General features: G+C 59.3%; 20 protein-coding genes. 15 read left to right on the forward strand and 5 right to left on the reverse strand.

Features of this window, described 5'->3' with window-relative positions; genetic code table 11:
* The first annotated feature begins 116 nt into the window (after positions 1–116).
* The 3 genes from OZ428_RS05505 (at position 117) to OZ428_RS05515 (ending at position 3765) form a co-directional block, all read left to right on the forward strand.
* Positions 117–1379 (forward strand): ATP-binding protein, encoded by a 1263-nt coding sequence (locus OZ428_RS05505; RefSeq protein ID WP_016976240.1) that lies wholly within the window; start codon positions 117–119, stop codon positions 1377–1379.
* A complete protein-coding gene (locus OZ428_RS05510; RefSeq protein WP_003171731.1) occupies positions 1372–1932 on the forward strand; it encodes a response regulator transcription factor in 561 nt (186 codons plus the stop codon). Before OZ428_RS05505 ends, OZ428_RS05510 begins: the two co-directional genes overlap by 8 nt.
* Positions 1933–2043: 111 nt before the next feature.
* Positions 2044–3765, forward strand: a complete 1722-nt coding sequence (locus OZ428_RS05515) for an ABC transporter ATP-binding protein/permease (protein ID WP_269132857.1) — start codon at positions 2044–2046, stop codon at positions 3763–3765.
* A gap of 66 nt (positions 3766–3831) precedes the next feature.
* On the opposite strand, the gene OZ428_RS05520 is transcribed toward OZ428_RS05515, so the two are convergent.
* Positions 3832–4269: a YhcB family protein gene (locus OZ428_RS05520; RefSeq protein ID WP_003171734.1), complete on the reverse strand. Its 438-nt coding sequence runs from the start codon at positions 4267–4269 to the stop codon at positions 3832–3834.
* A 147-nt stretch (positions 4270–4416) separates the two neighbouring features.
* On the opposite strand from OZ428_RS05520, the gene OZ428_RS05525 reads away from it, so the two are divergent.
* From OZ428_RS05525 to zapE, 3 genes are all read left to right on the forward strand, one after another.
* A complete protein-coding gene (locus OZ428_RS05525; RefSeq protein WP_033899280.1) occupies positions 4417–5046 on the forward strand; it encodes an alpha/beta hydrolase in 630 nt (209 codons plus the stop codon).
* A gap of 24 nt (positions 5047–5070) precedes the next feature.
* A complete protein-coding gene (locus OZ428_RS05530) occupies positions 5071–6426 on the forward strand; it encodes a tryptophan--tRNA ligase (RefSeq protein WP_269132858.1) in 1356 nt (451 codons plus the stop codon).
* A gap of 79 nt (positions 6427–6505) precedes the next feature.
* Positions 6506–7600 carry a cell division protein ZapE gene (zapE, locus tag OZ428_RS05535; RefSeq protein WP_016976236.1) on the forward strand — a complete coding sequence of 365 codons (1095 nt, stop codon included), beginning with the start codon at positions 6506–6508 and terminating at the stop codon, positions 7598–7600.
* A gap of 79 nt (positions 7601–7679) precedes the next feature.
* Here zapE and OZ428_RS05540 read toward each other — a convergent pair whose 3' ends face one another.
* On the reverse strand, positions 7680–8600 hold the full coding sequence (locus OZ428_RS05540) for a GlxA family transcriptional regulator (protein ID WP_174890977.1): 921 nt from the start codon (positions 8598–8600) through the stop codon (positions 7680–7682).
* 220 nt (positions 8601–8820) lie between these two features.
* Here OZ428_RS05540 and OZ428_RS05545 point away from each other — a divergent pair, with 220 nt between their 5' ends.
* The gene (locus tag OZ428_RS05545) at positions 8821–9957 is read left to right on the forward strand and encodes an acyl-CoA dehydrogenase family protein (protein WP_269132859.1); all 1137 of its coding nucleotides are present in this window, start codon (positions 8821–8823) and stop codon (positions 9955–9957) included.
* A 57-nt stretch (positions 9958–10014) separates the two neighbouring features.
* Here the strand turns inward: OZ428_RS05545 and OZ428_RS05550 are convergent, their stop codons facing one another.
* The gene (locus OZ428_RS05550; protein WP_133074661.1) at positions 10015–11055 is read right to left on the reverse strand and encodes an NADP(H)-dependent aldo-keto reductase; all 1041 of its coding nucleotides are present in this window, start codon (positions 11053–11055) and stop codon (positions 10015–10017) included.
* Positions 11056–11303: 248 nt separating this feature from the next.
* Between OZ428_RS05550 and rplM the strand changes: the two genes are divergently transcribed.
* The 8 genes from rplM (at position 11304) to OZ428_RS05590 (ending at position 17101) form a co-directional block, all read left to right on the forward strand.
* Positions 11304–11732 (forward strand): 50S ribosomal protein L13, encoded by a 429-nt coding sequence (rplM, locus tag OZ428_RS05555; protein ID WP_003188508.1) that lies wholly within the window; start codon positions 11304–11306, stop codon positions 11730–11732.
* Positions 11733–11746: 14 nt separating this feature from the next.
* Positions 11747–12139, forward strand: a complete 393-nt coding sequence (gene rpsI, locus OZ428_RS05560; RefSeq protein ID WP_002555064.1) for a 30S ribosomal protein S9 — start codon at positions 11747–11749, stop codon at positions 12137–12139.
* A 266-nt stretch (positions 12140–12405) separates the two neighbouring features.
* Positions 12406–12999 carry a ubiquinol-cytochrome c reductase iron-sulfur subunit gene (gene petA / locus OZ428_RS05565; RefSeq protein ID WP_016976232.1) on the forward strand — a complete coding sequence of 198 codons (594 nt, stop codon included), beginning with the start codon at positions 12406–12408 and terminating at the stop codon, positions 12997–12999.
* A complete protein-coding gene (locus OZ428_RS05570) occupies positions 12999–14210 on the forward strand; it encodes a cytochrome b (protein ID WP_003188526.1) in 1212 nt (403 codons plus the stop codon). Before petA ends, OZ428_RS05570 begins: the two co-directional genes overlap by 1 nt.
* On the forward strand, positions 14210–14989 hold the full coding sequence (locus tag OZ428_RS05575; protein ID WP_269132860.1) for a cytochrome c1: 780 nt from the start codon (positions 14210–14212) through the stop codon (positions 14987–14989). Before OZ428_RS05570 ends, OZ428_RS05575 begins: the two co-directional genes overlap by 1 nt.
* 149 nt (positions 14990–15138) lie before the next feature.
* Complete coding sequence (locus OZ428_RS05580; protein WP_033899297.1) at positions 15139–15756, forward strand: glutathione S-transferase N-terminal domain-containing protein; 618 nt, start codon at positions 15139–15141, stop codon at positions 15754–15756.
* Between the two features lie 17 nt (positions 15757–15773).
* Positions 15774–16193, forward strand: a complete 420-nt coding sequence (locus OZ428_RS05585; RefSeq protein WP_033899300.1) for a ClpXP protease specificity-enhancing factor — start codon at positions 15774–15776, stop codon at positions 16191–16193.
* 158 nt (positions 16194–16351) lie between these two features.
* Positions 16352–17101: a FadR/GntR family transcriptional regulator gene (locus tag OZ428_RS05590; protein WP_038844908.1), complete on the forward strand. Its 750-nt coding sequence runs from the start codon at positions 16352–16354 to the stop codon at positions 17099–17101.
* Between the two features lie 22 nt (positions 17102–17123).
* Here the strand turns inward: OZ428_RS05590 and OZ428_RS05595 are convergent, their stop codons facing one another.
* Together OZ428_RS05595 and OZ428_RS05600 are read right to left on the reverse strand one after the other, a co-directional pair.
* Positions 17124–17324 (reverse strand): hypothetical protein, encoded by a 201-nt coding sequence (locus tag OZ428_RS05595; protein WP_269132861.1) that lies wholly within the window; start codon positions 17322–17324, stop codon positions 17124–17126.
* 185 nt (positions 17325–17509) lie between these two features.
* On the reverse strand, positions 17510–18667 hold the full coding sequence (locus tag OZ428_RS05600) for a phospholipase (RefSeq protein ID WP_269132862.1): 1158 nt from the start codon (positions 18665–18667) through the stop codon (positions 17510–17512).
* Between the last annotated feature and the right edge of the window lie 99 nt (positions 18668–18766).

The following is an 18766-nucleotide window of genomic DNA, read 5'->3' on the forward strand; positions in this document are numbered from 1 at the left end:
ATGCCGACGAACGGTCATTGGCCCGGCCTGCGGCAAAGAGCCACACGCGCCGTGCCAGCCCGCCTGCTTCGTTTATACTCCTGCCGATCCGCCTGCAGCGCTCACCGGGAGAGCACATGCTCGCCGCCGTAAAACTGACTTCCGCCACCCGCCAGAACCTCTGGCGCCTGACGTTCATCCGTACCCTGGTACTGGCCGCACAGGCCGGCTCCGTCGGGCTCGCCTATTGGTTCGACCTGCTGCCGCTGCCGTGGCTGCAACTGGGCGTGACCCTCGGTTTCTCCACCGTGCTCTGTGTGTTTACCGCGATCCGGTTGCGTACCACGTGGCCGGTAACCGAGCTGGAATACGCCCTGCAATTGGCCTGCGACCTGTTTATCCACAGTGTGTTGCTGTATTTCTCCGGCGGTTCCACCAACCCGTTCGTTTCGTATTACCTGGTGCCACTGACTATCGCTGCCGTGACTCTGCCGTGGCGCTATTCGGTGGTGCTGTCGGGTATTGCCCTGACGCTTTACACCTTGCTGCTGGCGCGGTTCTACCCGTTGCAAACCTTCCCGATCGCCCGGGAAAACCTGCAGATCTACGGGATGTGGCTGAGTTTCGCGCTGTCCGCTGCGGTGATCACCTTCTTCGCCGCACGGATGGCCGAAGAACTGCGTCGCCAGGAAGAACTGCGCGCCATTCGCCGTGAAGAGGGCCTGCGCGACCAGCAACTGTTGGCCGTCGCCACCCAGGCTGCCGGCGCCGCCCATGAGCTGGGCACACCCTTGGCGACCATGAGCGTGCTGCTCAACGAAATGACCCAGGACCATCACGACCCGGCGCTGCAAGAAGACCTCGGCGTACTGCGCGAACAGGTCAAGCAGTGCAAGCAGACCCTGCAGCAACTGGTGCGCGCCGCCGAAGCCAATCGCCGCCTGGCGGTGGAAATGCAGGACGTGACCCAGTGGCTCGACGAAGCCCTGAACCGCTGGCACCTGATGCGCCCCGAAGCCAGTTACCGTTTCCATCTGCTGGGCCAGGGCAGCGTGCCGCGCATGGCGCCGCCACCGGACCTGACCCAGGCGCTGCTCAACCTGCTGAACAACGCCGCCGACGCTTGTCCCGAGGGGTTGGGCGTACAGTTGGACTGGGACGCCGAAGACGTGACCATCAGCATTCGTGACCACGGCGCGGGTGTGCCGCTGGCCATTGCCGAGCAGATCGGCAAACCTTTCTTTACCACCAAGGGCAAAGGCTTCGGCCTTGGCCTGTTTTTGAGCAAGGCCAGCGTGACCCGCGCGGGCGGCTCAGTGAAGCTCTATAGTCATGAGGAAGGTGGCACGCTCACCGAGCTGCGCCTGCCCCGTGTCGCACGAGGAGATATCGATGAGTGACGAGATCCAAGTCGAAGGCGAAGAACTGCCGCACCTGTTGCTGGTAGATGATGACGCCACCTTTACCCGCGTGATGGCGCGCGCCATGAGCCGTCGCGGTTTCCGCGTCAGCACCGCAGGCTCGGCCGAGGAAGGCCTGACCATCGCCCAGGCCGACTTGCCGGACTACGCCGCGCTGGACCTGAAAATGGACGGCGACTCCGGCCTGGTGCTGCTGCCCAAGCTGCTGGAACTCGACCCGGAAATGCGCGTGGTGATCCTCACCGGATACTCCAGCATTGCCACGGCCGTTGAGGCGATCAAGCGCGGTGCCTGCAACTACCTGTGCAAACCGGCGGACGCCGACGACGTGCTGGCCGCCTTGCTCTCCGAGCACGCCGACCTGGATACCCTGGTGCCGGAAAACCCGATGTCGGTAGACCGCCTGCAGTGGGAACACATCCAGCGCGTGCTGACCGAGCACGAAGGCAATATCTCTGCCACTGCCCGTGCCCTGGGCATGCACCGCCGTACCTTGCAGCGCAAGCTGCAGAAGCGCCCGGTACGCCGCTGAGCCCGATCTGAACAACAGCTGAACAATCTGCTTCAGGCCGCACGGAGCCCCGAACCGATCAACTATGATCGGTTCGAACGCCTGTCATCTTTTCCCTACCGAGCCTGAACGATGAATCAGAACGCTGAGTACTCCGCGGTCAACGACGCGGTGCGTGGGCAATTTCTACGGCGGGTGTGGGGGTTGATCACGCCTTACTGGCGCAGCGAAGAAAAGGCCAAGGCCTGGCTGCTGCTGTTGGTGGTGCTGGGGTTGTCGCTGTTCAGCGTCGCCGTGTCGGTGTGGTTCAACAGCTGGAACCGCGATTTCTACAACGCGCTGGAAAACAAGGACTACGACGCCTTTACCCATCTGCTGATGTACTTCAGCGTGATTGCGGTGGTGTCGATCGTGACCGGCGTGTTCACCTCCTACCTGCAACAGATGCTCACCATCCGCTGGCGCCGCTGGCTGACGGAAACCTATTTCGCCCAGTGGCTGGGCCACAAGAATTACTACCACCTGGAATACGGCGGCTACACCGACAACCCCGACCAGCGTATCTCCGAAGACCTCAACGCGTTTACCAGCAGCACCCTCACGCTGGGGCTGGGCTTTATCGCCAATTTGGTGAGCCTGGTGTCGTTCTCGGTGATCCTGTGGGGCGTGTCCGGCAGCATCGAAATCTGGGGCATTACCATTCCCGGCTACATGTTCTGGGCGGCATTGATCTACGCGGTGATCGGCAGTTGGTTGACCCACTTGATCGGTCGCAAGCTGATCGGCTTGAGCAACCGCCAACAGCGCTTTGAAGCTGACTTGCGTTTCAGCCTGGTGCGGGTGCGGGAGAACGCGGAAAGCATCGCGCTGTTCAATGGCGAGCCCAACGAACATCAGCAATTGAGCGCACGCTTCGGTCGGGTGTGGAGCAACTTCTGGAACATCATGCAGCTCAAGAAGCGCCTGAATTTCTTTACCAGCGGTTACTCCCAGATCGCGATCATCTTTCCCTTTGTGGTCGCGGCGCCGCGTTACTTTTCCGGCAAGATCGAACTGGGCGTGCTGATGCAGGTGGCCCAGGCGTTCGGCAGTGTGCAGGGCAGCCTGAGTTGGTTCGTCGACGCCTACACGCTGTTGGCCAGTTGGCGCGCGACCTGTGATCGTCTGTTGAGTTTCGGCCAGGCCATGCAGGAAAACGAAAGCCGCACGATGGGCATTGGCTTGCAACAACAAGGTGGCGACTTGCAGGTCAAGGACCTGAGCCTGGACCTGGCGGACGGCCGGCATTTGCTGCAAGGCGCCGACCTGACGGTGGCTGAAGGCGAGCGGCTGATGCTCAGTGGTCGTTCCGGCAGCGGCAAGTCGACCTTGCTACGCGCCATGGGCAACCTGTGGCCCAACGGCCACGGCACTATTCGCCTGCCGGCCGAACGTTATTTGTTCCTGCCGCAAAAACCTTACCTGCCGATTGGCACGCTGAAGGCGGTGTTGAGTTATCCACAGGACGACAGCGTCTACCCGGCCGAACGTTATGCACAGGTCCTGGAAACCTGCCGCCTGCCGCATCTGGTTGGGCGGCTGGAGGAAGCCAACCACTGGCAGCGCATGCTCTCGCCGGGCGAGCAGCAACGCCTGGCGTTTGCCCGCGCCTTGTTGTTCGCGCCGCAATGGCTGTACATGGACGAAGCCACGTCGGCCATGGATGAAGAGGACGAGGCCACGCTGTATCAGGCGCTGATCGATGAGCTGCCGGGGCTGAGCATCGTCAGCGTCGGCCATCGCAGCAGCCTCAAGCGCTTCCATGGTCGGCATGTGCGCATCGAGGGTGGGATGTTGCAGGAACAGCCGGTGTAAACGCTAGCCAACAAAAAGCCCGGCTGATCATCGATCAACCGGGCTTTTTAGTGCTTGAAGATTAAGTTACTTCTTCAAACCGTAATGCTCATCCAGCATGCCTGGGGCGTTCGGCGTTTTTGGCGCGTAGTCCCGTGGTGGCTCCTGGTTTTCCCGTGGTGGGGTCAGGCGCTCCCGTGGGGTTTGCGGTGCATCGGAATGCAACGCGGCTAGCAGGCGCTGGCGGGTGATGTCGTCGAGGGCCAGGCGGTTTGCGCCATCGGCGAGATGATCCTGTACTTCCTGGTAGCTCTGGGTGAGCTTCTTGACCAGGGTCGCGGTGCTGTTGAAGTGGGTAACAACCTCGTTCTGATAACTGTCAAAACGTTCCTGAATGTCATCCAACTGACGCTGCGTGCGGTTAGGCGCGGCATTCGGCAGCAAGCGAGCAACCAGGAAACCAATGGCGACACCGGCAACCAGGGCAAGAGTCGGCAACAACCAAACTAAGAGCGAGTGTTCCACGAGTCCTTCCTCTATAAACGGCTTTGCTTTACGTTAACGGCTCAAACCTGCGCTGTATACCGCGATTAAGCTCGCAATGATGCCAAGCACAGACTTTTAGCTAGACGAGTCGACCCATTGAGAGGTCACGGAGTTCATCTCTTGCTCATGCGTGAAACCCCCGTTTTGATCGATGGCCCGGTAGGCCAATTGGAAGCCCTGTACCTGGATCACCCCGAGCCACGTGGCCTGGCGCTGATCTGCCACCCCAACCCGGTGCAGGGTGGGACCATGCTCAATAAAGTGGTATCGACCCTGCAACGCACCGCCCGCGATGCCGGTTTGATTACCTTGCGTTTCAATTACCGTGGCGTCGGCGCCAGTGCCGGCACCCACGACATGAGCACCGGTGAAGTGGATGACGCCGAAGCGGCCGCCACCTGGCTGCGGGAAAAACACCCGGACCTGCCGATCACCTTGCTCGGCTTTTCCTTCGGTGGCTACGTGGCTGCCAGCCTCGGCGGACGCCTGGAAGCCAAGGGTGAAAAACTGTCACATTTGTTCATGGTTGCCGCAGCGGTGATGCGTCTGCGCGATACCGATGCGCTGCCACTGGGTTGCCCATTGACCCTGATCCAGCCGGAAACCGACGAAGTGGTCGACCCACAGACCGTCTACGACTGGTCTGCCGCCCTGAATCGCCCCCATGAGCTGCTGAAAGTGGCAGAATGCGGACACTTTTTTCACGGCAAGCTCACCGATCTGAAGGATCTGGTGCTGCCGCGACTCTCGAATTGATAGCAGTCTGATAAGCGATTACCCATGACGACTCGTACCCGTATCCTCACCGGCATCACCACCACCGGCACGCCGCACCTGGGCAACTACGCCGGTGCGATCCGCCCGGCGATCCTCGCAAGCCAGGACGCCAATGCCGACTCCTTCTACTTCCTGGCCGACTACCACGCCCTGATCAAATGCGATGACCCGCAGCGCATCCAGCGCTCGCGCATGGAAATCGCCGCGACCTGGCTGGCCGGTGGCCTGGATGTGAACCGGGTGACCTTCTACCGCCAGTCCGACATCCCGGAAATCCCCGAGCTGACCTGGCTGCTCACCTGCGTGGCCGCCAAGGGCCTGCTCAACCGTGCCCATGCGTACAAGGCCTCGGTGGACAAGAACGTGGAAGCCGGCGAAGACCCGGATGCGGGCATCAGCATGGGCCTCTACAGCTACCCGGTGCTGATGGCGGCGGACATCCTGATGTTCAACGCGCACAAGGTGCCGGTCGGTCGCGACCAGATCCAGCACGTGGAAATGGCCCGTGATATCGGCCAGCGTTTCAACCACCTGTTTGGCAACGGTAAAGAATTCTTCACCATGCCCGAGGCGCTGATCGAAGAAAGCGTCGCCACCTTGCCGGGCCTGGATGGCCGCAAGATGTCCAAGAGCTACGACAACACCATCCCATTGTTCACCAGCGCCAAGGACATGAAGGACGCGATCTCGCGGATCGTCACCGACTCCCGCGCGCCGGGCGAAGCCAAGGACCCGGACAACTCGCACCTGTTTACCCTGTACCAGGCATTTGCCAGCAAGGCCCAGGAAGAAGAGTTCCGCGCCGACCTGTTGCAAGGGCTGGGCTGGGGCGAGGCGAAGAACCGTCTGTTCCAACTGCTGGATGGCCAACTGGGCGAAGCCCGCGAACGCTATCACCAGTTGATGTCGCGCCCTTCGGACATGGAAGACTTGCTGCTGATCGGCGCCAAGAAAGCGCGCGCCGTGGCTGCACCGTTCCTGGCTGAGCTGCGTGAAGCCGTGGGCCTGCGTTCGTTCGTCAACCAGGCTGCGGCGCCGGTCGCCGCCAAGAAGAAAACCGCCAAAGCCGCGCGCTTCGTGAGCTTTCGCGAGGACGACGGCAGCTTCCGCTTCCGCCTGTTGGCGGCTGATGGCGAGCAACTGCTGTTGTCGCGCAATTTTGCCGACGGCAAGGCGGCGGGCGCGGTGACCAAGCAACTGCAAAGCGGCGACGCGCTGGACGTACGCACCGAAGCCTTGGCCTTCAGCGTATGGCTGGACGGTGCCGTGGTGGCCGACAGTGCCGAGTTCGCCGACGAAGCGTCGCGCGACGCGGCCATCGAAGCCTTGCGCGTTGCGTTGACCCCCCTCGAGGATTAACCCGACCAAGGGTTGATTGCCATTATCCGGGGCCGTCGTTACAGTGACGGCCCGTTTTTGTTGCCTTGCTAACGAAATTATGACGCCCCTAGAACGATATCAAGCTGATCTGAAACGCCCTGAATTCTTCCATGACGCGGCCCAGGAAAATGCGGTGCGTCACTTGCAGCGCCTGTACGACGACCTGCTCGCGGCCTCGCAAAGCAAGCCGGGGATGTTCAGCAAGCTGTTTGGCAAGAAAGACCACACGCCGGTCAAAGGCCTGTACTTCTGGGGCGGCGTGGGGCGGGGCAAGACTTACCTGGTCGACACCTTCTTCGAAGCGCTGCCGTTCAAGGAAAAGGTGCGCACGCACTTCCACCGCTTCATGAAGCGCGTGCACGAAGAGATGAAGACCCTGCCAGGCGAGAAAAACCCACTGACCATCATCGCCAAGCGTTTCTCCGAAGAAGCGCGGGTGATCTGCTTCGATGAGTTCTTCGTCTCCGACATCACCGACGCCATGATCCTCGGCACCCTGATGGAAGAACTGTTCAAGAACGGCGTGACCCTGGTGGCCACCTCGAACATCGTGCCCGACGGCTTGTACAAGGACGGCCTGCAACGTGCGCGCTTCCTGCCGGCCATTGCGCTGATCAAGCAGAACACCGAAATCGTCAACGTCGACAGCGGCGTCGACTACCGCCTGCGTCACCTGGAGCAAGCGGAGCTGTTCCACTTCCCGCTGAACGAAGCTGCCCACGAAAGCCTGAAAAAGAGCTTCCGCGCCCTCACGCCGGAATGCACCCAGGCGGTGGAAAACGACAAGCTGATGATCGAGAACCGCGAAATCATCGCGCTGCGTACCTGCGATGACGTGGCCTGGTTCGAGTTCCGCCAGCTGTGCGACGGCCCGCGTAGCCAGAACGACTACATCGAACTGGGCAAGATCTTCCACGCGGTAATCTTGAGCGGTGTGGAGCAGATGAGCGTCACCACCGACGACATCGCGCGACGTTTCATCAACATGGTCGACGAGTTCTACGACCGTAACGTGAAGCTGATCATCTCGGCTGAGGTTGAGTTGAAGGACCTGTACACCGGCGGGCGCTTGAACTTTGAGTTCCAGCGCACGCTGAGCCGCTTGCTGGAAATGCAGTCGCATGAGTTCCTGTCACGCGGGCACAAACCGTAAGCAAATCTCCAGAAAAGTGGAGATCAAAATGTGGGAGCAGGCAAGCCAGCTCCCACATTAGATTTGTGTTTGTCTCGGGTCAGGCAGCCTGCTGAAACTGCTGCCGATACTGGTTCGGCGATAGCTCCGTGTGCTGCCTGAACAGCCTGGCAAAGAAACTCGCATCGTCATACCCCACCTCATAACTGATGGTCTTGATGCTCTTGCGGCTGCCCGAGAGCAGTCCCTTGGCCGTCTCGATACGCAGCCGTTGCAAGTAATGCAGCGGTTTGTCACCGGTAGCGGTCTGGAAGCGGCGCATGAAGTTGCGGATGCTCATGCCGTGTTCCCGGGCCACGTCTTCGAAGCGGAATTTGTCAGCGAAGTGTTCCTCCAGCCAATGCTGGATCTGCAGGATGATCACATCCTGGTGCAGCTTCTGTCCGCCAAACCCGATGCGACCCGGTGAATAGCTGCGCTGCACCTCGTAGAGGATATCGCGGGCCACGGCCTGGGCGATGTTGGCGCCGCAGAAGCGTTCGATCAGGTAGATATAGAGGTCGCACGCCGAAGTGGTGCCGCCGGCGCAATACAGGTTGTCGGCGTCGGTAAGGTGTTTGTCCTGGTTGAGCTGAACCTTGGGGAAGCGTTCGCTGAAGGCATTGAAGAAACGCCAGTAGGTGGTCGCTTCCTTGCCATCGAGCAAGCCGGCTTCGGCCAGCCAGAACACCCCGGTGGCTTCGCCGCACAGCACGGCGCCGCGTGCATGTTGCTCACGCAACCAGGGCAGCACTTGCGGGTAGCGGGTGCACAGGGCGTCGAAGTCATCCCAGAAGGCCGGTAGCACGATGATGTCGGCGTCTTCCAGGCCGCCGTCCACCGGCATGATCACATCACTGAAGCTGCGTACCGATTGCCCGTCGGGGCTGACCAGGCGCGATTCGAAGGCGGGCGTCAGGCCCAGGCCTTGCTGTTTGCCGTAACGCAGGCTGGCGAGGTGGAAGAAATCCTTGGCTTGCATGAGGGTTGAAGCGAATACCCGATCAATGGCCAAAATGCTGACGCGCCGCAACGGCGTGGAGATTTGGTTAGACATAATTTCATTTATTCTTATAGGGGAAAGTGGTCACCAGACGGCTGGATCGTCTTATTTTTTGTCGCATGTGTCCAGTGTCCCGTGCTGCCTTCGCGGCATAGGCTCTGTGGGCTCGTCCTTGTCCGACAATCCACGCAGGTGACCCATGATTCCCAGAACCTTGTTCAGCCCGGAGCACGAACTCTTCCGCGAGAGCGTGCGCACCTTCCTCGAAAAAGACGCCGCGCCGTTCCATGGGCAATGGGAAAAACAGGGCTATATCGACCGTGGCTTGTGGAGCAAGGCGGGGGAGGCGGGGATGCTGTGTTCCCACCTGCCGGAAGAATATGGCGGGCTGGGCGCGGACTTTTTGTACAGCGCGGTGGTGATCGAAGAGATCAGCCGGCTGGGGCTGACCGGCATCGGTTTTTCCCTGCATTCGGATATTGTTGCGCCATATATCCTGCATTACGGCAGTGAGACGCTGAAGCACAAATACCTGCCCAAGTTGATCTCTGGGGAGATGGTCACGGCCATTGCCATGACCGAGCCGGGCGCCGGTTCCGACCTGCAAGGGGTCAAGACCACCGCCGTGCTGGACGGTGATGAGTACGTGATCAACGGCTCCAAGACTTTTATCACCAACGGTTATCTGGCCGAGTTGGTGATTGTCGTCGCCAAGACCGATCCCAAGGCAGGTGCGAAGGGCACCAGCCTGTTTCTGGTGGAGGCCGACACGCCTGGCTTTGACAAGGGCAAGCGCCTGGAGAAGGTCGGTATGAAGGCCCAGGACACGTCGGAGCTGTTCTTCCAGGATGTGCGGGTGCCCAAGGAAAACCTGCTGGGCCAGGCGGGCATGGGCTTCGCCTATCTGATGCAGGAGTTGCCTCAGGAGCGACTGACAGTAGCCATTGGCGCGCTGTCATCCGCCGAGGCGGCGCTGGAATGGACCCTGGAATACACCCGCGAACGCAAGGCGTTCGGCAAGGCGATTGCCGACTTCCAGAACACCCGGTTCAAGCTGGCGGAGATGGCCACCGAGATTCAGATCGGTCGGGTATTTGTCGACAAATGCATGACGTTGCACCTGGAAGGCAAGCTGGATGTGCCCACGGCGGCGATGGCCAAGTACTGGGCCACGGACCTGCAATGCAAGGTACTCGATGAGTGCGTGCAGTTGCACGGCGGTTACGGCTTCATGTGGGAATACCCGATTGCACGGGCGTGGGCGGATGCGCGGGTGCAGCGGATTTATGCGGGAACCAATGAGATCATGAAGGAGATTATTGCGCGGGCGCTGTGATGGTGTGCTGCTGAGGGTCTCATCGGGGGCCTGCCCCCGATGAGGCCTACAGGTCAATCAAGGCGCTGGATTCGGATGATCCTTCTGAATCGCCTCGATCCCTTCCAGCACTTCCTTCGATAACGTCAGATCGGCACTGGCAATGTTGCTGTCCAACTGCTCCAGGCTTGTCGCCCCGATAATATTGCTGGTCACAAACGGCTGCTGCGTCACAAACGCCAATGCCATCTGCGCCGGGTCCAAGCCGTGCTCGCGCGCCAGCGCCACATAACGGCTGCACGCCGCTTCAGACTGCGGGTTGAAGTAGCGGCTGAAACGGCTGTACTCCGTCAGGCGTGCCTTGGCCGGGCGTGCGCCGTTCTCGTACTTGCCACTGAGCATGCCAAACGCCAGTGGCGAGTAGGCCAGCAGGCCGCATTGCTCGCGAATCGCAACTTCCGCCAGGCCCACCTCAAAGCTGCGGTTGAGCAGGTTGTAGGGGTTCTGGATCGACACCGCGCGGGTCCAGCCACGGGCTTCGGCCAGGGCCAGGAATTTCATGGTGCCCCACGGGGTTTCGTTGGACAGGCCGATGTGGCGGATCTTGCCGGCCTTCACTTGCTCGTCCAGCGCTTCGAGGGTTTCTTCCAGTGGGGTGAGGTCCTCTTCGTCCTTGTGCTTGTAGCTCAGTTGGCCGAAGAAGTTGGTGCTGCGTTCCGGCCAGTGCAACTGGTAGAGGTCGATCCAGTCGGTCTGCAGGCGTTTGAGGCTGGCATCCAGGGCGTCGACGATGTGCTTGCGGTTGTGGCGCAGGTGGCCATCGCGGATGTAGTCGATGGTGTTGCCGGGGCCGGCGATCTTGCTGGCCAGGATCCAGTCGGCACGGTCGCCACGGCTTTTGAAGTAATTGCCGATGTAGCGTTCGGTGGTGGCATAGGTGTCGGCCTTGGGCGGCACCGGGTACATTTCGGCCGTGTCGAGGAAGTTGATCCCCGCGCCCTTGGCCCGCTCGATCTGCGCGAAGGCCTCTGCCTCGCTGTTCTGCTCGCCCCAGGTCATGGTGCCCAAGGCTATCGCGCTCACGTTCAGATCCGTACGGCCCAGCTGTCGATAATCCATCGGGTACTCCTTCAGGGAAAACAATCATAAAAGCAGGTTGAATTTTTTTTCGCAATCTGCATAATTGCCCACCTCTTTCTGCAGTGGAAGTGATGCGCCGCCTGCCGAAGAATCTTGCCGTTGAACGGACGCGCCGACCCGAGCCCCCGATAGCGTCTGTATCCGGCTGCCTTTGACTTGTCAAAGTACGCACTATTCAGTAAGATCCGCCGTCTAATTTACAGGGCGGCCCCTGAGGCTATTAAAGAATGACAACTTTTACTGCAAAACCGGAAACAGTTCAGCGCGACTGGTTTGTCGTCGACGCCGCTGGTCAGACCCTGGGTCGTCTGGCCACTGAAGTCGCCAGCCGTCTGCGTGGCAAGCACAAGCCTGAGTACACCCCTCACGTTGACACTGGTGACTACATTGTCATCATCAACGCTGAGCAGGTTCGTGTAACCGGCAACAAAGCAAGCGACAAAATGTACTACCGTCACTCCGGTTTCCCAGGCGGTATCAAGTCTTCCAACTTCGAAGGCCTGATTGCCAAGAAGCCTGAAGCCCCGATCGAAATCGCGGTCAAAGGCATGCTGCCTAAGGGCCCACTGGGTCGCGATATGTTTCGCAAGCTGAAAGTCTATGCGGGCGCTGTACACCCTCATGCTGCTCAGCAGCCCCAAGAACTGAAGTTTTAACGGAATAGTTCATTATGTCGGCGACTCAAAATTACGGCACTGGCCGTCGCAAAACCGCAACCGCTCGCGTTTTCCTGCGTCCGGGTACTGGTAACATCTCGATCAACAACCGCTCCCTGGACAACTTCTTCGGCCGCGAAACTGCCCGCATGGTAGTTCGTCAGCCGCTGGAACTGACCGAGACCGTTGAAAAGTTCGACATCTACGTCACCGTTATCGGTGGCGGTGTAAGTGGTCAAGCTGGCGCAATCCGCCACGGTATCACTCGCGCTCTGATGCAGTACGACGAAACCCTGCGTGGCGCTCTGCGCAAAGCTGGCTTCGTGACTCGCGATGCTCGTGAAGTTGAACGTAAGAAAGTCGGTCTGCGTAAAGCGCGTAAGCGTCCGCAGTACTCGAAGCGTTAATTCGCTTTACGTTCCACAAAAACGCCCAGCCTCCTCACGGAGCTGGGCGTTTTTTATTGCCTGCGATTTATGCATAAAAATCGCCGTGACAACTTGCCACATCCGTAGACCCCCTATACTACAAGGCCTGGAGGCTGAGCTCCCGGCAATTCCCTTGTCAGACGTGGGGCTTTTCATTACCATTCGGCAAAATTTTTATAAGTAAAGATTCAACACTTAGTAGACGCCTGATTTAACAGGCCAAAAAGCTGATGGGAGAGGACTGAATGAGCAATGACGGCGTGAATGCAGGCCGGCGTCGCTTCTTGGTAGCAGCCACATCCGTGGTGGGTGCTGCAGGAGCGGTGGGGGCTGCGGTCCCGTTCGTGGGGTCATGGTTTCCCAGTGCCAAGGCGAAAGCCGCAGGTGCACCGGTGAAGGTGAATATCAGCAAGATCGAGCCAGGGCAGCAGATGATTGCTGAATGGCGCGGCCAGCCGGTCTTCATTGTTCGTCGTACCGAGGAAATCCTGGGGAATCTCAAAAAGATCGAAGGCCAGTTGTCTGACCCTAAATCCGAGAAGTCTGACCAACCCGCCTACGCCAAGAACGAAGTGCGTTCGATCAAGCCAGAGATCCTGCTGCTGGTCGGTCTGTGTACCCACTTGGGTTGCTCGCCTACCTTCCGCCCGGAAGTGGCGCCTGTCGATCTGGGCAAGGATTGGGTCGGCGGCTATTTCTGCCCCTGTCACGGCTCCCACTACGACCTTGCTGGCCGCGTCTACAAGTCCCAGCCTGCTCCTTTGAACCTGCCGGTTCCTCCGCATACCTACGAAACTGACGACCTCATTGTCATTGGCCTCGATAAGGAGAACGCGTGATGAGCAAGTTCATGGATTGGGTGGATGCGCGCTTCCCCGCCACTAAAATGTGGGAAGACCATCTCAGCAAATATTACGCGCCGAAAAACTTCAACTTCTTCTACTTCTTTGGCTCCCTGGCATTGCTGGTGCTGGTCAACCAGATCGTCACCGGCGTTTGGCTGACGATGAGCTACACCCCGTCGGCGGAAGAGGCATTCGCCTCCGTCGAGTACATCATGCGTGACGTCGAGTACGGCTCGATCCTGCGCCTGCTGCACTCTACCGGCGCGTCAGCGTTCTTTATCGTCGTCTACCTGCACATGTTCCGTGGCCTGCTCTACGGCTCGTACCAGAAGCCCCGCGAGCTGGTTTGGGTCTTCGGCATGCTGATCTACCTGGCGCTGATGGCCGAAGCCTTCATGGGTTACCTGCTGCCGTGGGGCCAGATGTCGTACTGGGGCGCCCAGGTGATCATCTCGCTGTTCGGTGCCATTCCGGTGATCGGCAACGACCTGACCCAGTGGATCCGGGGTGACTACCTGATCTCGGGCATCACCCTGAACCGCTTCTTCGCCCTGCACGTGGTGGCCTTGCCGATCGTGATCCTGGGTCTGGTGGTGCTGCACATCCTGGCGCTGCACGAAGTGGGTTCCAACAACCCGGATGGCGTGGACATCAAGAAGCACAAGGACGAAAACGGCATCCCGCTGGATGGCATTCCGTTCCACCCTTACTACACCGTGAAAGACATTGTCGGCGTGGTGGTGTTCCTGTTCGTGTTCTGTTCGATCGTGTTCTTTTTCCCGGAGATGGGCGGTTATTTCCTGGAGAAACCCAACTTCGAACAGGCCAACGCCTTCAAGACCCCTGAGCACATTGCCCCGGTCTGGTACTTCACGCCGTTCTACGCGATCTTGCGGGCGATCCCCGACAAGCTCATGGGCGTAATCGCCATGGGCGCGGCCATCGCAGTGCTATTCGTGTTGCCTTGGCTCGACCGAAGCCCGGTCAAGTCCATGCGCTACAAGGGCTGGTTGAGCAAGATCTGGCTGTGGGTGTTCTGCATCTCCTTCGTGATCCTGGGTGTGCTGGGCGTATTGGCGCCGACTCCTGAGCGTACGTTGCTGTCGCAGGTCTGCACCTTCCTGTACTTCGCCTACTTCATTCTGATGCCGTTCTACACCCGGCTCGAGAAGACCAAACCGGTTCCGGAAAGGGTGACTGGCTGATGAAAAAGTTATTCGTTGCATTGATGTTTGCGGCCCTGCCGCTCCTGTCCTTCGCTGCCGAGCATGGCGGACCGGAACTGGAAAAAGTCGATATCGACGTGTCGGACAAGGCTGCCATGCAAGACGGCGCACGCACGTTCGCCAACTACTGCATGGGCTGTCACAGCGCCAAGTTCCAGCGTTACGAGCGGGTGGCCGATGACCTCGGTATCCCCCATGAAATGATGCTGGAAAAACTGGTGTTCACCGGCGCCAAGATCGGCGACCACATGACCATCGGCATGAAGCCTGCAGACGCCAAGACCTGGTTCGGCGCCGCACCGCCAGACTTGACCTTGGTCGCCCGTGTACGTGGCACCGACTGGCTCTATGGTTACCTGAAATCCTTCTACGAGGACCCGGCGCGTCCGTATGGCGTGAACAACCGTGTGTTCCCGAACGTCGGCATGCCTAACGTTCTGGTCGGCCTGCAAGGCAAGCAAGTGGTAGGATGCAAGCAGATCCAGGTCGTTGAAGACGGCAAGAAGCAATACGATCCGTTGACCGGCACGCCGTTGACTCATGAAGCGTGCGATCAACTGAAGATAGAAACCCCAGGTTCGTTGACAGACGAGCAGTTCGACGAGAAGGTCAAGAACCTCGTGACCTTCCTGGCCTACTCGGCCAACCCGGTCAAACTGGAGCATCAGCGCATTGGTACCTATGTGCTGCTGTACCTGGCGTTCTTCTTCGTATTCGCCTACCTGCTCAAACGCGAATACTGGAAGGATGTGCATTGATCCAACCGTAAGCAATTGCTGTTAATCTTGCGCGCCCAGCGGCATCTCTGAATACGTAGCGACCTGGTTTAACCGGTTGTTACAGGGATGTTCTCTGGGCGCGCTCGTTTTTGAGCTTTCGATAATTTCAACAAGCGAGGAGGACCGCCATGGGCGTGACCAATCGGTTGGCCTGTTACTCCGACCCCGCCGACCACTATTCCCACCGAGTGCGCATCGTGCTCGCAGAGAAGGGTGTCAGCGCCGAGATCATCAGTGTGGAGGCGGGTCGCCACCCACCGAAACTGATCGAAGTGAACCCTTACGGCAGCTTGCCCACCCTGGTCGATCGTGACCTGGCGTTGTGGGAGTCGACCGTGGTGATGGAATACCTGGATGAGCGTTACCCGCATCCGCCTTTGCTGCCGGTGTACCCGGTGGCGCGTGCCAACAGCCGCCTGCTGATCCATCGGATCCAGCGTGACTGGTGCGGGCTGGTGGATGTGATTCTGGATTCGCGTACAAAAGAAGCCGTTCGGGTACAGGCGCGTAAGGAATTGCGCGAGAGCCTGACCGGCGTTTCGCCGTTGTTCGCTGATAAGCCTTTTTTCCTCAGTGAGGAACAAAGCTTGGTGGATTGCTGCCTATTACCGATACTCTGGCGTTTGCCGATTCTCGGTATTGAACTGCCGCGGCCTGCCAAGCCGCTGCTTGATTACATGGAGCGCCAGTTTGCGCGTGAGGCTTTCCAGGCGAGTCTGTCTGGTGTCGAACGCGATATGCGCTAAGGCTTAAGGAGCCGCTGATGAACTCCAGTCGACCCTACTTGGTCCGCGCGCTCTATGAGTGGATTGTGGACAACGATTGCACCCCGCACATGCTGGTCAATTCCGAATTTCCTGCGGTTCAGGTGCCGGATGGTTTTGCCAGTGATGGGCAGATTGTGTTGAACGTATCGCCGAGTGCTGTGCGCCATCTGCACATGGACAACGAAGCCGTGAGCTTCGAAGGGCGTTTTGGCGGCGTGCCGCATACGCTGTTCGTGCCGATTGGCGCCATCCTCGGCATCTATGCAAGGGAGAACGGCCAAGGCATGGTGTTCGATCTGGAGTCGCCTTTCGAGGATGACGAAACGATCGAAAACGAAGATGGCGATGACCTGCCGCCACCGGATTCCGAGCCACCGCGCCCCAGCGGCCGGCCGAGCCTGAAAGTGGTGAAATAACGCGCGTCCCTCTCGGGATGCGCTGAGAAAATGCCTCGACCTGTGTCGGGGCATTTTTTTGCGCGAAGGATAAGGATGAAAGTCGTGCCTGGACGGTGATCGTACAACCACCATGGGCTATGATGCGTGCTCAAGCTCACCGAGAAAGATGATCCATCATGGAAAACGCCAACACCGCCCCTCGTCTTCCCCGCAAGCGCCGCAGCCTTGCCCAGGAATTGGTCACGGTGTTGTCCGAGCAGATCCGCGATGGCCAGCTCAAGCGGGGCGACAAATTGCCCACCGAGTCGGCGATCATGGAAGCCCATGGGGTCAGCCGCACGGTGGTGCGTGAAGCCATTTCACGCTTGCAGGCGGCAGGGCAGGTCGAGACCCGGCATGGTATCGGCACCTTTGTGCTGGATACGCCAAGCCCGAGCGGTTTCCGCATCGACCCGGCCACCGTGGTGACCCTGCGTGATGTGCTGGCGATCCTGGAGTTGCGGATCAGCCTGGAAGTGGAGTCCGCAGGTCTGGCCGCATTGCGCCGCAGCGACGAGCAACTGGCCGCCATGCGCGCGGCGCTCGATGCCCTGAATGAAAGCGCGGCACACGCCGGCGATGCGGTGGCGTCCGACTTTGCATTCCACCTGGAAATTGCGCTGTCCACCGGCAACCGCTACTTCACCGATATCATGACGCACCTGGGCACCAGCATCATTCCGCGCACCCGCCTGAATTCGGCGCGCCTGGCCCATGATGACCAGCAGCACTACATGGGGCGCTTGAGTCGTGAGCATGAAGAGATTTATGAGGCGATTGCGCGTCAGGACTCGGACGCGGCGCGGGCGGCGATGCGGTTGCATTTGACCAATAGCCGGGAGCGGCTGCGCCATGCCCATGAAGAGGCGCAGGCGCAGCGGGGGTAGTAGCGTTCGACTGTGAAACGGTTTAATCAAAATCCAAATCAATGCCCTGGACTGCGTCATTTGCGTCGTACTGGAATACCTTTTTTGTTAGCGTGAATTCCGGCCCGCCATCGAATTGAGCGTGATCCCCCACCATGATTATCTCTTCAACGGCAACGCATGCGTTCTCCCCATGGTTTTTTTTGGGGTGAGCTTTGACGCTGATCTTTTTTTTGCTAGCCATGATGTACCTCGTTGACTTTTGAATGAGTGAGTAGCAAACGTGGATTGCACCTTTGGGTGCTGCAGGGCTATGCCCCAACCATGTCCAAGCTACTGTGAGCGAGTGCAGTGTTGATACTGTCAGAATTAACAGTAGCGACGAACGGCGCCCATGTGTGCGATTGCACACATGGGGTTATGGTCACCTCAAAGTTGCGGGCTATTCGGCTTGTAGTCCTTCAACAACAAATACGTACTCCACCCCCACCAATCATTCGTCCAGTGCTTGTCGTTCAGGTCATTCACATCCTTGCGACGTAGCACTTTGTCTCCCTCCGTCTTGAACAGTGGCGAAAAATTATTCGCCGGGTTCTGCGCCGCATTCAGGTCCGGCACATGCAACGGCGCCTTGAAATTGGCCGGGGAGGGCGCGACACCGCTGATGAAGGTTTCGAAAATTTCATCCGCCGAAGCCTGCACGGCACGTTTGACCTGCGCCCGATTGTCCGCATCGATGACGTCGAAGTAGCGTTTGTCTCCATACGCGTGCCATTGATCGCCCATGGCATTGCGCACCTTGAGCCCGAACTTACTGTCTTCGTCGTGCATGAAGCGGCTGATCAGCGAGCCAAGCTCACCCGGTGTCACCACGGCGGCGAGTTGTTTGCGCGGCACGCGCAGATGGCCGGCGGAGAACAGGTCGGTCAAAAAGTGATCAGCAAAACTGTTCATCGCATACGCCAGTTCCAGCGCCTGGTCGGTGCCGGTCTGGTGCGCCACGACGGCTTGTTGCAGTGCTGCCGTGTGCCCCGCCAGGTAGGCTGACAGTGCCCATTCACCGAAATGGTCGGCATTGTCAGCCGCCAGTTTCAGATAACGTCCCAATGGAATCAGCGCCGAGACTGCGCTGCCGCCGCCAGTGATGCGGTTCCATTCCTCGGACAACGTATCACCCAAGGCGTCGTAGGCTTCATGGGCCTGTTTTCCGTCCTTGATCGCCTGCTTGACCGCAGTGATCTCCTTTTGCATCACCGCGAGGATCTTGTGCGCTTCCTCCCGTGAGGTGGGCAGTACTGCCAGGCTGTTGAAGGCGGCGGTAAAGCGTTGCACGCGGTCGGCAGGGGAGGCGCCATCGCTGATTGGTTGGCCGGGGATGCCATAGAAGTCGCCGCCCAGGGCGATCACCTGGCCATAGGTCAGCGCCAGCCCGTTGGGCAGGTGCAGCTCGACTTGGTGTGCGGGAATCGCCGGGGCGTCCTTGGCGAAGCGCAACAGGGTTTCATCGCCGATAGCAGTGTGTTCACCGCCTTCGAAGCGCAGAGTCGGAGGGTTTTTTTCGGGTGCCGCGAGTTCAAGACCTGACATGTTAGCTCCTTGCTATGCCGTAGGAATCTTCCGTAATAACTGTATGTATATACAGTTAAGCCGAGCATAGAGGAAAAATTTCCTACGTCAAGAAGGCGC

Origin of the sequence: Pseudomonas sp. GXZC (genome assembly GCF_026967615.1) — a bacterium.
GTDB lineage: Bacteria > Pseudomonadota > Gammaproteobacteria > Pseudomonadales > Pseudomonadaceae > Aquipseudomonas > Aquipseudomonas azotoformans_A.